This is a genomic window from Tundrisphaera macrotermitis, from assembly GCF_051175315.1.
Classification (GTDB): domain Bacteria; phylum Planctomycetota; class Planctomycetia; order Isosphaerales; family Isosphaeraceae; genus Tundrisphaera.
The window spans coordinates 18,705-32,947 of record NZ_CP195101.1 but is presented as its reverse complement, the minus strand read 5'-3'; the positions used below and the strand labels follow the sequence as shown (position 1 = coordinate 32,947).

At 72.8% G+C, this 14,243-nt stretch carries 13 protein-coding genes; all 13 read right to left on the bottom strand.

Annotated elements, in window-relative coordinates:
• Positions 1-19 precede the first annotated feature (19 nt).
• A complete protein-coding gene (locus tag TA3x_RS28605; RefSeq protein ID WP_435022601.1) occupies positions 20-1,231 on the bottom strand; it encodes a glycosyltransferase family 4 protein in 1,212 nt (403 codons plus the stop codon).
• Positions 1,219-2,427, bottom strand: coding sequence for a glycosyltransferase family 4 protein (locus TA3x_RS28600; protein ID WP_435022599.1), 1,209 nt, complete (start codon positions 2,425-2,427; stop codon positions 1,219-1,221). The genes TA3x_RS28605 and TA3x_RS28600 overlap by 13 nt, the downstream gene beginning before the upstream one ends.
• Positions 2,424-3,611: a glycosyltransferase family 4 protein gene (locus TA3x_RS28595; RefSeq protein ID WP_435022597.1), complete on the bottom strand. Its 1,188-nt coding sequence runs from the start codon at positions 3,609-3,611 to the stop codon at positions 2,424-2,426. Before TA3x_RS28595 ends, TA3x_RS28600 begins: the two co-directional genes overlap by 4 nt.
• The gene (locus tag TA3x_RS28590) at positions 3,608-4,246 is read right to left on the bottom strand and encodes a class I SAM-dependent methyltransferase (protein ID WP_435022595.1); all 639 of its coding nucleotides are present in this window, start codon (positions 4,244-4,246) and stop codon (positions 3,608-3,610) included. The genes TA3x_RS28595 and TA3x_RS28590 overlap by 4 nt, the downstream gene beginning before the upstream one ends.
• A gap of 113 nt (positions 4,247-4,359) precedes the next feature.
• A complete protein-coding gene (locus TA3x_RS28585; RefSeq protein WP_435022593.1) occupies positions 4,360-5,118 on the bottom strand; it encodes an FkbM family methyltransferase in 759 nt (252 codons plus the stop codon).
• Positions 5,115-6,353, bottom strand: coding sequence for a glycosyltransferase family 4 protein (locus TA3x_RS28580; protein ID WP_435022591.1), 1,239 nt, complete (start codon positions 6,351-6,353; stop codon positions 5,115-5,117). Before TA3x_RS28580 ends, TA3x_RS28585 begins: the two co-directional genes overlap by 4 nt.
• Positions 6,354-6,374: 21 nt before the next feature.
• Complete coding sequence (locus tag TA3x_RS28575) at positions 6,375-7,136, bottom strand: class I SAM-dependent methyltransferase (RefSeq protein ID WP_435022589.1); 762 nt, start codon at positions 7,134-7,136, stop codon at positions 6,375-6,377.
• On the bottom strand, positions 7,133-8,365 hold the full coding sequence (locus tag TA3x_RS28570) for an ABC transporter ATP-binding protein (RefSeq protein ID WP_435022587.1): 1,233 nt from the start codon (positions 8,363-8,365) through the stop codon (positions 7,133-7,135). The genes TA3x_RS28575 and TA3x_RS28570 overlap by 4 nt, the downstream gene beginning before the upstream one ends.
• 3 nt (positions 8,366-8,368) lie before the next feature.
• The gene (locus tag TA3x_RS28565; RefSeq protein WP_435022618.1) at positions 8,369-9,058 is read right to left on the bottom strand and encodes an ABC transporter permease; all 690 of its coding nucleotides are present in this window, start codon (positions 9,056-9,058) and stop codon (positions 8,369-8,371) included.
• A 301-nt stretch (positions 9,059-9,359) separates the two neighbouring features.
• Positions 9,360-10,724, bottom strand: a complete 1,365-nt coding sequence (locus TA3x_RS28560; RefSeq protein ID WP_435022585.1) for a hypothetical protein — start codon at positions 10,722-10,724, stop codon at positions 9,360-9,362.
• The gene (locus tag TA3x_RS28555; RefSeq protein ID WP_435022583.1) at positions 10,706-11,905 is read right to left on the bottom strand and encodes a glycosyltransferase family 4 protein; all 1,200 of its coding nucleotides are present in this window, start codon (positions 11,903-11,905) and stop codon (positions 10,706-10,708) included. Before TA3x_RS28555 ends, TA3x_RS28560 begins: the two co-directional genes overlap by 19 nt.
• Positions 11,902-12,900 carry an FkbM family methyltransferase gene (locus tag TA3x_RS28550; protein ID WP_435022581.1) on the bottom strand — a complete coding sequence of 333 codons (999 nt, stop codon included), beginning with the start codon at positions 12,898-12,900 and terminating at the stop codon, positions 11,902-11,904. Before TA3x_RS28550 ends, TA3x_RS28555 begins: the two co-directional genes overlap by 4 nt.
• Positions 12,897-14,192, bottom strand: coding sequence for a glycosyltransferase (locus TA3x_RS28545; protein WP_435022580.1), 1,296 nt, complete (start codon positions 14,190-14,192; stop codon positions 12,897-12,899). Before TA3x_RS28545 ends, TA3x_RS28550 begins: the two co-directional genes overlap by 4 nt.
• Positions 14,193-14,243 lie beyond the last annotated feature (51 nt).

Here is a 14,243-nt window from a genome sequence, read left to right as displayed (position 1 = left end):
GGCCGGCGCCCGGGAAGGGTTAGACCCTCGCCGCGACCGTTCCCGAGGCCGCGCGCTCCAGGGCGTGGCACAGGAGGCCGAGGTGGGCCTCCGGGCTGAACCGGCCCGCCATCTCCCAGGCCCCACGCCGGAGGCGGTTCCGGTGGTCGTCGTCGCCCAACGCCCGGACGATGGCCCCCGCCAGTTCGCCGGGCTCGGGCCGGTCTCCCAACGCCGACTCGCCCGATACCCCCGGGACGAGCCAATCCGGGATGCCGCCGAGGGCATATCCGACCGCCGGGGTTCCCGTGCATCCGGCCTCGATCCCGACCAGCCCGAAGGGCTCGGGCCAGATGCTGGGGACGGCGATGAGGTCGGCCCCTCGCGTGAGCGTCTCCCGATCGGCGGCGGAGACCCACCCACGGAACTCGGCCGGGAGCCTCGCGCGATCGGCCAGTTGCTCCAGCCTCGCCCGCTCGGGCCCGTCGCCCGCCACGACCAGGGTCAGCGGCCGCCCGAGCCGTTCCGAGGCCCGGGGGAGGGCTTCGATCAGGTGATCCGCCCCCTTCAACCGGGTCAGGCGGCCGGCCATCAGGACCCGGCCGGTCGAGGCCCGGGGCCGGGGGGGATCCGGGTCGGGCCGGCAGCCGGGCGGGAAGAGCGGCGAGAGCCAGACCCGATCCGGCGGCACCCCCGCCCTCCGGTACTCGTCCGCCATGTGGCGGCTGGCTACCATCACCCCCCGGTAGAGTTGGAGCGTGCCCTGCCGCTTCCTCTCGGCCCGATACAGGTGGCGGAGGGTCAGCGGGTTGAGGCCGCCGCACCGGCGGGGGAAGTAGGCCGCGAGGCAGCCCGGCCCAAGCGATCGGCGGCAGACTTCCCGATCCGGGCCGGCGTGCGACTTCGTGCCGCTGATGCAGGCCCCGTAGTAGTTGTGGGCGAACAGGACCGCGGGGAACGCCCGGGCCAGGGCCTCCTCCAGATCGGGGTCGGCGAGGCCCTGGGCATAGACCACGTCCGGGCGCCAGCCGGCGAGGTCGCGGATCAGGGCGGGGATCGGCCTCCCCGCGGTCGACCAGATCGGGGCGTCCGGGATCCCCGCGAGGATGCCCCCGGGCCCATCGGCCGGGGCGGAGTCCGTCAGCACGCCGATCTCGTGCCCGGCCCCGGCGAGGAGGGGCAGGACCGCCCGGAGGTAAGTCTCGACGCCGCCGACGATGGCCAGGTGGTGCGTCGCGATCAGGATGCGCATGGGGCGGGGGCCTCCAGGGCGCCGGCGATCAGGCCGGCGAATCCGGCCATCGCCGGTGCGGGATCCATGGCCTCCCAGTCGGCCCGGGCCCGCGCACCCATGGCCGGGAGGTCGGCCCGGCGGGCCAGGGCGTCGGCCAGGGCGGCCGCTAGCGCCCCCTCGTCCCCGGCGGGGACGATCCAGCCGGATTCGCCCGGCCGGACCAAAGGCGCGTTGCCGCACTGATCGGTCACGATCAGCGGCAGGCCCGCCGCCATCGCCTCCAGGACCACGAACGGGGACCCGTCTTCCAGGGTGGGCAGGACGAACAGGTCGGCCTCGCGATAGGCGTCCGAGGGGTCGCCCGGGGCCGCGCGGAGGTCGAGGCCGGCGGACTCCCGGGCGAGCAGGCGCCGGGTCGCCCGGTCCACGGTCCCACCGACCAGGGTCAGGCTCGCCCGATCCGGCCCGAGCCGGCGGATCGAGCGGAGCAGGTACGGAAACCCCTTTCGGAGGTCCAGGGTGGCGACCGAGCAGAGGCGAAGGCGGCCGCCTCGGGCCACGCGGGCGGGCGGCGCCGGGGCCGTGATGTCCCCCCTCCGCTGGGGCACGACGATGATCCGATCGGCGGCCACCCCGCCGTCGATGAGCGACCGCTTCGACCACTCCGACGAGACGCGGATCAGATCGGCCCGCTCGTACTCCTCCTCCACCCGATCGACCATCGCGGCGGTCGGGTGCCCGAGGTAGGTCAGGCCGCCCCAGCGCCGGGTCTCCCGGAGGTAGACCTCGCGGAAGTTCCGGATGTGGCCGTTGGGGCTCTCCAGGATGGTCTTCACCCCGGCCCCCTGCGCCCAGCGCAGGGTCTCCAGGGCGACCTGGGTGAAGCAGTAACACAGGTCCGGCCGGATCGCGGCGGCCTGGCCGGCCGCCCACCGCCCGACCCCGACGTCGTGCCGGTGCTGCCGGAGGCCGACCAGGTATCTCTGCCAGGAGAAGCGTGACGCGGGGGGGCCGAGGACGCGGGGCGCCGCCCGCCATTCCAGTCGGGACCGATCTGCAGGCAGGCGGGCCGGCCCCCCTGCCCCGGGGCCCAGGGCGACGACCTTCGCGACCTCCCGGCACAGGTCCTCCGCCGCGTTGGCGACCTGGAGGCCCAGCCCGCCGATGCCGGCCGGCGTGCCGTACACGAAAGCCGCGGATCGGGGGATGGTCATGGGAAAGCCCCGTCGAGGGTCGTAGGGCGGCCGAGCGCCCTCCGGTACGAGTCGAGGGTCTGGCGGGCCATGCGTTCGGCGGTGAACGAGGCCGCCCGGACCGCGGCGGCCCGGCCGAGGGCGGCGCGGAGGGCGTCGTCCGCGAGCAGTTCGGAGAGTTTGGCCGCCAGGTCGGACGGCGTGAACGGTTCGAGGCGCACCCCGGCATCCCCCACCAGCTCGGCCATCGAGGAGGCGTCCCGGACCAGGGTGCACGTCCCCGCCGCCATCGCCTCCAGGGCGGGGTAGCCGAACCCCTCGTAGAGGGTGGGGAAGGCGAACACCGTCGCCCTCCGGTAGAGCCATCGCAGGTCGTGATCCGACAGGACCCCCGGCTCGACGACCAGACCCTCGATCCCCAACCGGGCGAGGTCGGCTCGATATCGCTTCGCCCGTTCTTCGGTCCAGCCGCCTTTACCGAACAGGACCAATCGGGCGCCGTCGTGGAGATACGGGAGCCTCGCATAAGCCTCCAGCAGCGTGACCAAGTTCTTCCTCGGTTCCAGATTCAAGGGCGAGGCGATGACCCGGGCCTCGCCCAGCCCGGCCAGTGCCGCGTTCTCCGGCCGGGCCTCCGACTCGGGCGAATCGGCCCCGAAGGCCCGGAGCCCGTGGTGGACGACGTCGATCCGGTCGGCCGGGATGCCCCAGATCCGGCCGAGGTCCTCGGCCGTCGCCCCGGACGGGCAGATGATCCGCCGGGCCCTCACCCTCGCCCCCCACCGGAGCAGCCGGTAGGGACGGCTCCGGACGGCCGCCCGATACTCGGGGAAGAGTTCATACATGAGATCCTGGATGGTCACGACCGTCGGGCATGGGCAGGGGATGGGCACGAACGTATGGAGGCAGTGATACAGGTCGGCGCCGGCCGAGGCGACCGCCGCCGCGATCCCGCACTGGCGGCGCAGCTCCGCCGCGTATCGCGTCGGGCGCCGGACGGCCCGGTAGGACCAGTCGGGCCGGCCCGGGCCGAACAGGGGCCGGATCTCCGGGATCGGTTCCGAGACGCTGCCGAAGACGACGAAGTCGGCCGGGGCCCGGAGCGCATGCACGGCGTGCACCAGGTCGACGACGTACCGGAACAGGCCGGCCCCCGGCCACAGGCCGTCGAGGCCGCCGAGGTCGATCACGATCCGGGGCCTCATCGCTTGACCGCGAGCACGACGAGGTCCCATCTCGGCCCGATCGGCAGGAGGAGGTCGGCGTAGCCGAAGGCCCGGACGAGGAAGGCCGGCATGAAGTTGGTGCGGGACCCGCCGAGCGCCCGGTGCTGCCATCTCCAGAGGCGGAGCAGGCCGGCGAGCCAGGTGCTGAAACATCGCCCCGAGGCCACCACGCCGAGCCCGTGACGATCCAGCAACCGGCTCATCTCCCCCAGGGTGTACCCTTCCCGGACGTGATTCGGGTCGTGGGGGGCCGGCGGGTGGGGCACGCTCACCAGCAGCGTCCCGCCCGGCCGGAGGCAGCGGGAAAGCTCCCGCACGGCGCGGTCGTCGTCCGGGATGTGTTCGAGCACCTCGGTGCACAGGCAGCTGTCGAACGTCGCATCGTCGAAGGGCAGGTCCGTCAGTGACGCGTCCCGGGCCGCGTGCCTGGGGTCGGTCAACCCGGCCAGACGCCGGGGCGTGCCATCCAGGTCGACGTTCTCGATCGCGGTCACGCCGGGGAAGCCTTCCAGGAACCCGCAATAGAGCCCTTCCCCGCATCCCGCGTTCAGGCACCGGCCGGTCAGGGGGTGCTCCCGCGTGATCCGGCGGAGGGACGGTAACTGCGCGATCAACCGGGCCTCGTCCGGCCATCCGCGTCGCAAAATCCGGAGCATGGGGGCCTTTCCCTGGTGGTGTCCTGCCGGACGGGTGAATCTCGGGGAATCCAGCGCGAGGGGCCGATGGCTCAGGCGTAGGCCCGGAGGTCGGAGACCCGGCCCGCCGAGCGGACGAAGATGAGGGTCAGGAGGCACTGGGCCGCCGGCGTGTAGCCCCGGGCGACGACGAAGTCGGTCACCGCGGCGCGGGCGTCGTCGTCGTAGGCCTCGATCGCGATCACCTCCGGCGACCACCGCGACCAGTCCAGCCCCCGGAGGGCGGCGAGGTCTTCCCCCTCGCAGTCGACGTTGAGGAAATCGATCTTCGCCCCCGGCGGAAGATGCTCGGCCAGCAGGTCGGCCAGGGTGGTCGTGGTCATCCGCACGGTCGATGACGGGGGCTCGCCGTTGACGTTCTCCCGCCGCGCCTCGCTCGGATCGACCAGGCGGTTGGTCCCCCCGGTCGGGTATTCCAGGTAATCCACGGGCCGCTCGGAGTCCGAGACGATCGCGCACAGGTTGGCGTCGGCCGGCCGGCATCGCCGGAACTTCTCGATCTGGGCGGCGTTCGGGTCGACGTTGATCCCTATCCATCCGTGCTGGTGGAGCAGGAGCGTGTTCGAGAACCGGACCGGATCGAACGCGCCGACGTCCACGTAGATCCCCGACTCGCCGCGGGAGATCTTGTCCCGGAGGAGATGGAGGACGAGGAGATCCTCGGCGTAATGGGAGAAGGAGAAGCGGACCGACCGCCACTCCTCGGGCTCGCGCGGCGAGGGTTGGCGTCGGATGGCCCTGGCCCCCCGGTTCAGCAGCCGGGCGAGCACGATCCAGATCGATTGTTTCATGGGTGTTGGACCGTGGCAGGAATCGGCCTGGGTCGTGCCGGATTGCGATCGGAGGCGCCGCCTCGGGGGCCTTCCGCCCCGTCGCCCCGCCCGGGGCCGAGGCTGCGGAGGATCCGCTCGCACACATCGCGCGGGGTGAAATGTCCGCGCCAGGCGTCCGCGATCGCCCGGGGGTCCCGCCATCCGTCCCGGCGGGCGTTGGCTTCGTTTCGCAAGGCCTCCGCGACCGACCGCGGGCTCCTCCCGGCGAACAGGGAGCCGCACCCCGCCTCGGCGAACATCCGGAAACCCGGGATCGATCGCGGGCCGGCGACCGAGCATCCCCGGAGCACCGCCTCGGCGGCGACGATCGGCCCGCTCTCCCACCGGGAAGTCGAGAGCAGGACCCGGCTCTCGTCCATCAGCGCGAGGACTTCCGCCGGGGCGACGACCCCTCGATACTCGACGCGGCCCGGGTTGGCCCGGGCGATCGGGCCGAAGCGGTCCACCCCGCCGGAACCCACGATGACCACCCGGGAGGGTTGGCCGAGGCGGATCAACTCGCGGACCGCGGCGGCCAGCAGTCCGGCCCCCTTCTGGGGGTCTTCCCACCGGCCCACGGCGAGGATCTGGTCCTCCCGGTCGATGCGCACCGGGGCCGACTCGAACCCCTCATCCACCGGATAGGGGGCGACGACGATCCCGCCGTCCGGCGTGTCGCAACCCGCCGACCGGAGGAACGCGGACAGGTTGGCCCCGGCACCCGGGCTGAAGACGACGATCCGATCGCAGAGCCGGCAGCTCTCGACGACCCCGCGATCGACGGATCGGTCGAGGCCCAGGTATTGCCGGGCCCACCAGCCGGAGGACCGCAGCTTCCCCGCGGGCGTCGGCTGCCCGGCCACCATCCGGGCGAGCGACTCCCGGGGATGGGCCCGGGCCCCGACGTGGCCGTCGCTATCGGCCAGGGCGACGACGTGGCGGGCGTGCGGGCGGATCGCGGCCAGCAGGTCCGCCATCCCCAGCCAGGTCGGCAACAGGACCAGGTCCGGCGCGATCCCCGCCCAGAGCGCGGGGTCGAGCAACGCCCCGCGATCCGGCACGGACTCGGCCCAGTCCGACCCCTCGGCCGACGCGGCCGTGGTGATCATGGACGCGTCGTGGCCCAGGCATCGGAATCCGCGCAGATACCGCTCGTACCGGATCGACGAGTCGGCCAGGCGGGTCGGGCTGTCGTAGACGAGTTGGATCTTCATGTCGACACCTCCCGGAGTGGTCTACCCGGTCCTCCGGAAGAGCATGACCCCGTTCCACCAGGTCGGGTGCTGGTTCTCGCGGGTGGTCGCGTCGTAGATGACCTGATAGCGGTTGCGGCCCTCGCGGATGAAATCCTCGGTGGCCCGCCTCGGCTCCGGGTCGTTGGTATCGTCCACCATCACCACGCACCCGGGCGCGAAGAACGGCTCGGCCGCCCGGAGCCCGTCCAGCTGGTTCTGGTACGAGTGCTCTCCGTCGTAGAGGTAGAACCCGATCGGATCCCGGTGGACGGTCGCGAAATAGGCCCGGTAATCCATGTCGTGGAAGGCGTGGTTCCGGGACTTGATCCGATCGAACCGGGACAGGAAAGCCCCCTTGGGCCCGCCGAACTGGGAGAAGTTGTCGACCCCGATGCACGGCCTGTCCGGGTTCCCGGCCATCCCGGACAGCAGGGTGAACCCGTTCCAGACCCCGACGTTGACGAAGGCCTCGCCCGGGCCCATCCCCGCGACCGCGCGGTGGATCAGGGCCCCGATGGCCGGGGTGGACATCCGGGGGATCCGGCAGAGGGGCCTGATCGCGGCCCTCGCTTGCGCCGAGCCCGCCGGGAATCGCGTGTTCAGGAGGTCCGGCGTCATCCCGAACCTCCGGCACCACGCGGCCGCCCGGAGCCATCGCGGGCGGATCCGCTCCTGCGGGCCGAGGAACCGGAAGGAGAACTCGCGGGCGAACGCCCCGAGGTCGTCGGCCCGGGCCGAGGGGGCGGTCATCGTCCTGGTCATGGGTCGATCCTCCAGGCATAGTCGGACAGGACGAGCCCGGACGCGGTCGCGTCGGGGGACGAGGTCTGGGGATACGGCAGGACGGGCGACACCTCGAACTCGGCCGCCCTCTCGAACTGGTCGACGATCCCGCCGGGCTGGCACACGTAGAAGTCGACGGTGTACCGGCCCGGCCTGAGCCACGGGCCGTCGACCCGCAGCCGCCCGGTCGCCCCCCCCGGGCCGGCGATCCAGCCGCCCGTGAGCCGCGAGTCGAGCTGGGAGATCGTCGTCCCCTCCTCGTTGATCAGCAGCCCGCTGAGGTAGACGGCCCCGGCCCCGGCCCGGGTCGGGGCCACCTCGAAGCGGAATTCTTTGGCCTCCCCCGGATCATAGATCGCCTTGGTGGGGACGACCTCGGCGAATCGCCATTCCCCGGACCCGGGGCGGGCATCGGCCCGGCCGGCATCCGCGGGGCCGTCGGCCCGGGCCCGGTCGAGATACGCCGCCACGCTCGCCTGGGCGGTGCCCTCGAAGACCACCCGGCCGCCGTGGAGGACCAGGCCCCGGTTGCACAGCGAGTTGACGGCGTGCAGGTTGTGGCTGACGAACAGAACCGTGCGGCCGCCCCGGGCCACGTCGCCCATCTTCCCCAGGCATTTCTTCTGGAAGGCGGCATCGCCGACGGCCAGCACCTCGTCGACGATCAGGATCTCCGGCTCCATGTGCGCCGCGACCGCGAAGGCCAGCCGCGTGTACATCCCGCTGGAGTAATGCTTGACCGGGGTGTCGATGAACCGCTCGACCTCGGCGAACGCCACGATCTCGTCGAACTTGCGGGCGGTCTCCGCCCGCTTCATCCCCAGGATCGCGCCATTCAGGTAGATGTTCTCGCGGCCGGACAACTCGGGATGGAACCCGGTCCCGACCTCCAGCAGGCTGCTGGAACGGCCGTGGATGTCGGCCTCCCCCTCGGTCGGCTCGGTGATCCGGGAGAGGATCTTCAGGAGCGTGCTCTTGCCGGCACCGTTCCGGCCGATGATCCCGACCACGTCGCCACGCCCGACCTCGAAGGAGACCCCCTTCAGGGCCCAGAACGGGGGACGCCCGACCTCGGCCCCGCCGCTTCTGGCGCGGGCGAGGGACGCCCATCTCCCGATCTGGTCCCGGAGGGTGGTGTACCGCTCCCGGGGGCCATCGAGCCGGTATCGCTTGCCGAGCCCGTCGGCCCGGATCATGACGTTTCCCATCGATCACACCACGTCGGCAAAGGTTGTTTCCATCCTGCGGAAGTGGAGCACGCCGCCAACGAGCAGGGCCGCCACCATGCCCGATGAGGCGGCCATCAGGCCCCAGTCGGGGGCGGCCGTGCCCAGCAGGGCCCACCGGAACCCCTCCACCACCCCGGCCATCGGGTTCAGCCCGTAGAGTGCGCGATACGCCTCGGGGACCAGCCGGGCCGGATAGGCGATCGGGGTCGCGAACATCCAGAACTGGGTCAGGAACGGCATCGTGTACCGGATGTCGCGATACTGGACGTTCAGGGCCGACAGCCACACCCCGACCGCCAGCGCGGCCATCACCGCCAGGAGCATGAACGCCGGCAGGGCCAGGATCCCCCACCCGGGCACCTCGGCGGAGAGCGCCATCATCGCGACCAGCAAGGCGAGCGTGACCACGGCGTCCGCCAGCCCGGCCAGGACCGAGGCCAGGGGGACCAGCAGCCGGGGGAAGTAGACCTTGGTGATCAGCCTCTGCTCGGCGACCAGGCTCTGGCTCGACTGCGTCAACGCGTAGGCGAAGAGCTGCCACGGGACCAGGGCGGCGAGGACAAACAGGTGATACGGCCTGTTATCCGAGGGCATCTTCCCGAGCCGGCCGAAGAAGACCGTGAACACGGCCATCATGGCCAGGGGCTGCAGGACCGCCCAGCCGACCCCCAGCGCGGTCTGCTTGTAGCGCAGCTTGATGTCCCTCAGGGCGAGGAAGAACAGGATCTCGCGGTGATCCCACAGTTCCCGGAGGTCGATCGCCCTCCATCCCCGGCTCGGGCGGATCCGATGGACCGGGGCCGACGGCTCGGCCGCCCGGGGCTTCGGGAGTTCGATGGTCGCGATCAGGATGGCTTCCTCCTGCCCGTCGGGCGGGCGTTCCGGGCACGGCCATGTCCCGGGCGAGGCCGCCCGACAAACCTCGTCGGCGACGGCCCGCGGGCGACCCGGCCGGGCGGCCCGCCTCCCGGGGTTAACCTACGACACGGCGGCGGGGCGGACCACCGGATGTCCGCGCCGCCCGATGGCCCGCGCCGGCGCGGGCCGGCCCGATCGCCCCCCGACGGTCGCGGACGCCGACCAGCACCCCCATCTGGGTCACCAGGAGGAACGAGGCGGGGACCGAGGACAGCATCCCCGTGCCGATGAAGGCGGTCATCCAGTTGGCGAGGGTGAGCGAGTACATGAACACGGCCCCGATCCGCCACGGGCCCGGCGGCCCCGCCGGGGGCGGGCGCAGGTAGAGCCACCCGACGAAGGCGAGCCACGCGCCCAGCCCGACCCATCCCTGATCGATCAGGATCCGGCAGAATTCGTTCTCCAGGCCGACCTGCTCGGGTGCCACGTCGGCCAGGAAGTAGGGGATGCTGGTCCCGATCGACGACCCCATCCCGGCCCCCAGCGGATATTCGCCGACGAGGTCGAGGAAGGATGCGTTGGCGCTCCCGGCGATCCGGCTGGACACGTAATCGGTGTCCGCCAGGCTGAGGGCCCTCTGCAGCCGCTCGTTGGAGCCGGCCACCCACAGCCCCGCCCCGATCACCAGGGCCCCGAGCAGGCCCAAGGCCGGCGAGAACCGGCTGAGCGGCCAGGCCATCGCCAGGCCCGCCAGGAGCAGGACCAGCGGGAGCCGGGCGCCGCACATCAGCAGCCCGCCGACCGCCGCGGCCACGCCGACCGCCGCCAGGACGCGATCCGCGGGGCGGACCCCCGGCCCGGCGACCCGGTCGAAGAGGAACGGCAGGGTCAGGAGCATGGTCCCGCCATAGGCATGCGCGCTCAGGAAGAACGACGGGATGCGATGGTATTCGAAGTTCATCACGTCCCGGGAAAGGTAGATGATCCGGGTGACCGAGTTCATCGGATACAGGGCCTCGACCCCGAACGCATAGACGTACAGGCCGCCGGCCAGGGCCACCAGGTTGAGGGCCGCCAGCCCGCGCGCCATGACCGACAGGTCGTCGGGGGTGAGCCGGCGCGCGATCAGGAGCACCGGCAGGAACCACACGGTGGCCCGGAGCGCGACCAGCTGCACCAGGAAGTCGTTGACCGGGACCAGGCTCAGCAGGGCCGGCCAGAGGATCAGGAACAGGACGAACCCGCCGGCCGCCCCCGGACGGCGGGCCTCGGCAGGCCGGCCCGGGCCGGCGTAATCCCCGAGATAGAGCCCGAGCACGGCCCCATCGAACAGGAACGTGGTGGGGACGCTCAGGGCGTTGGCCCGGATCACCCCGCTGAGATACCCGACCGCCAGCGTCGCGACGAACCCCCGCCCGAGCGACCGGGAGGCGGCCCGGAAGGGCACGGCGACCGCCAGGATCAGGAGGACGATTCCCATGCGATCCCCGGGGTGAGTTGCGGCTCGCGGGGCGAATGCCCTGCCCCGCCGATCGGATTCCCGCCCCGGGCCCCGCGCCCGGCGAGGCGGAGCAGCGTGGCCGCCGAGGACCCGAGCTGCCGGGCCGGGTCGCAGAGCCTCTCGGCCCGATGCGGCCCCGACCCGCCGAGCCGCCCCCGCCTCGGCGCATCCTCGATCAGTGCGCGGAGCGCGCCCGAGACCGCCGCCGCGTCGCCCGGGGGCGTCAGGATCCCGCAGGCTTCGTCCACGATCTCCGCCGCCCCCCCCGCCCCGGACGTGACCACCGGGAGGCCGGCATGCAGGGCCTCGACGATGGCGATGCCGAACGGCTCGGGGCCGAGATTCGGCTGGCAATACACGTCCGCCGCCGCCATCAGCCGGCGGACGTCCCCGCGATCGCCCAGGAATCGCACCCGGTCCGCGATCCCGGCCCGCCCCGCGATCGATCGCAGCTCGGCCAGGAATTCCGACTCGCCGGGCTTCTGCACGCCCCCGGCCAGCCAGCATTCCCAGCCAGGGACGTCCCGCAGCCGCCCCAGGGCCTCCAGGAGGACGGCCTGCCCCTTCCAGCTTTCGAGTCGGCTCGCCTGGAGGATGACCGCCGTCCCGTCGGCGGTGCCGAACTCGGAGCGCACCCCGGGCCGGGCCCCGGCATCCTCAGGGGGGCGGGCGACGGGCAGGTGCCACGCCTCGACCCGGGTGCCGGGCATCAGGGCCTCGGCCGATCTTGCCGTGAACCGGCTGTTGGCCACGACGAGGTCGGGCGGGGACTGGGCCGCCTTCCGGTCCAGCCAATGGCTTCGATTGGATTCCCCGTGGGCGAAGAGGACCAGCGGGATCCCCGCCCGGCGCACCTCGGGCGCGAAGACCGCATGCGCCCACGGGCCGTGGATCACGACCGCCCCGTGCCGGCCCCGCCCCAGGACGCCCCTCAGCCGCGCGCGGGCCCGCCAGACCGTCCACGGGCGGCCGAGCCGGACCGGGCCGAGATCGTGCACCGGCACGTCGGTCGCGGACAGCTCGTCCCAGGCCCGGCCCCGGAAGCAGAACCCGAACTCGGGCTCGACCTCGGGGGCCAGGTGGCGCAGCCGCGCCAGGGTCGCCAGCAGCGTCTCGATGCCGCCGTAGAGGTTCCCCGCGGAGAGATGGATCGCTTTCATCCGGGCGTCCTCCCCACCCCCGCCCGGCGATCGGGCGCGTCGACGAGGAGCGGGTGCCCGTCCAGGACGAAGATCAGGTGGGGCCAGTCATCCAGGGGCTCGTGCCGGCGCAGGGGCCTCACGAAGGAGTCCGCCCGTCCCCCCGGCGAGTACGCCGCCCGCCGGACCTCCCCGGGCGCGTGGTCGATGACCCACCCCCGATACCCGTGCCCGAGCAGGTTTTCGATGAGGGCATCGGCATCGGTCCCGTGCTCGACGATCCGGGCGGGATGCAGCTCGATCAGGAGGCGACGATAGCGGCCTCTCCGCAACCCGGCGGCCATGCCGGTCAGGGCCAGCGCCTCCGCCCCCTCGATGTCCATCTTGATCAGGTCGACGACGTCCACCCCCAGGTCGTCCAGGATCTCGTCGACCGACCGCGCCGGCACCTCGTACGACCCGCCGGGCCCCGCCGCACCGCCGTCGATCCGCGAGGTCCCCCAGTTGTCGCTCGTTTCATCGAAGCCGATGAGCGTCACATGCCCCGTCCCGGCGGCGGCGGCCGCGTGGACCGGCCGGACCTGGGGGAGGTCGTTCAGGGCGAGGCTCCGCTCCAGCATCCCATAAACGCGGGGGTCGGCCTCGATCGAGACGACCCGGCCGCCCCGGCCGACATGGTCGGCGACGATCAGGGAGAAGTACCCCCAATGGGCCCCGACATCGACGAAGGTCCCCCCGGGGGCCACCAGGCGGCGGATGATCATCGTCTCCTGCGGCTCGTAACATCCGGTGAAGAACACCTCGCGCGACAGTCCGTTCCTCAGGTCGCATTCGAAGCGAAGGCCCCGATCCGTCCCGGGCATGTCGGCCACGAAGCGGGCCGAGGACCGGCGACAGAGCCAGTTCATCGCCCGGTAGCGGGCCAGGGGCAGCCGCCGGACCACGGCCGAGGAGAGGGCCGCCCAGGCCGGCGTCCCGGGGGCCGCGGCCGACGCGACGCATTCCGAAGCCATCATCGGGCCTCCCCCCGGGCGTCGGCCAGGATGGACGCATAGAAATGCATCGACCTGATTCCCATCGCCCCGCTGTCGAACCGGGACGCGGCCCGCGCCCGCGCTCCGGCGGCCAGGCGGGCCCGGAGCCCCGGCTCCTCCAGGATCCGCCGGGCCGCCGCGGCGAAGGCGGCCGGGTCGTCGACCGGCACGGTCAACCCCGTCTCCTCGTGGCGGCTGACCCACGGGACGCCGCTGTGCGGGATCGCGGCGTTGATCACGGGGCAGCCGCTCGCCATGGCCTCCACCTGCACCACCCCGAAGGCCTCGCTGCGGGCATTCGAGGGGAACCAGAAGGCCTCGGCGGCCCGGTAGTGGGCCGCGAGGTCCTCGGCGCCGGGCAGCCGGCCCAGGAAACGGACCCGGTCCCGGAGGCCCAGCCCCGCGGCGAGCCGTTCGAGCGGGCGGCGCAGGGGCCCTTCCCCGGCGATCATCCACGTCCCCGGGACGTGCCTCAGGGCATGCATCGCCGTCTCGAAGCCCTTGTAATAGACGAGCCGGCCGCACGAGAACCAGATCGGCCCGCGGGCCGAATCCCTCAGGGCTTCCGCCCGGGCCCGGACGTCGGGGGGAGGATCCAGGAGCCCCCGGAGGTCCAACCCGATCGGCAGGACGTCCACCCGCCCCTCGTAGCGCCGGAGCACCGGGGAGCCGGCCGCATAGGGCGGCGACATCGCCAGGATCAGCCGGGCCCGGTCGTAGCAGGCCCGCTCGATCGGGCTGAACAGCAGCCGGCGCACCTTCTGCTTGACCACGTCGCTGTGGTGGCTCACCACCAGGGGGGTCCGGGACCCCGAGAGCATCAGCCCGAGGATCATCGTCGGGTTCGGCGTGTGCAGGTGGATCACGTCCGCGCCGGAGTCGCGGATCGCCCCCCGGAGGTCGGGGCAATGGTCGAGCTTGCAGAGGCTCGACGCCCGGCGGAGCCGGACGACCTCGACCGGCCCGTCCCGCTCCACGCGGGTCGCCCGGCCTCGCTCGTGGTCCATGCAGATGACCCGCACGCGGCCCCCGATGCCGGCCTGGGCGTGGGCCAGGGACCGGATCGCCGACTCGATCCCCCCGGGGGCGGGATGGTAGAACTTCCCCAGGTGGACGATCCTCGGCGCGGCCTCCCGCGACCCGGATGGCCGGGACGAAGGCTGGCCGGCCTCGGCCCCGGCGGGGGCGAACCTGGGGCGGCCCGGGAGCGGCACCGCGAGCGCCCCGAAGTCGGGGGCCCCCGATCGATGGAACGAATGAGATGGCGTGATCATGGCTGATTCCTCTCGATGGATCCTGGTCCCGGCTCCCGACTCGGGGGCCGG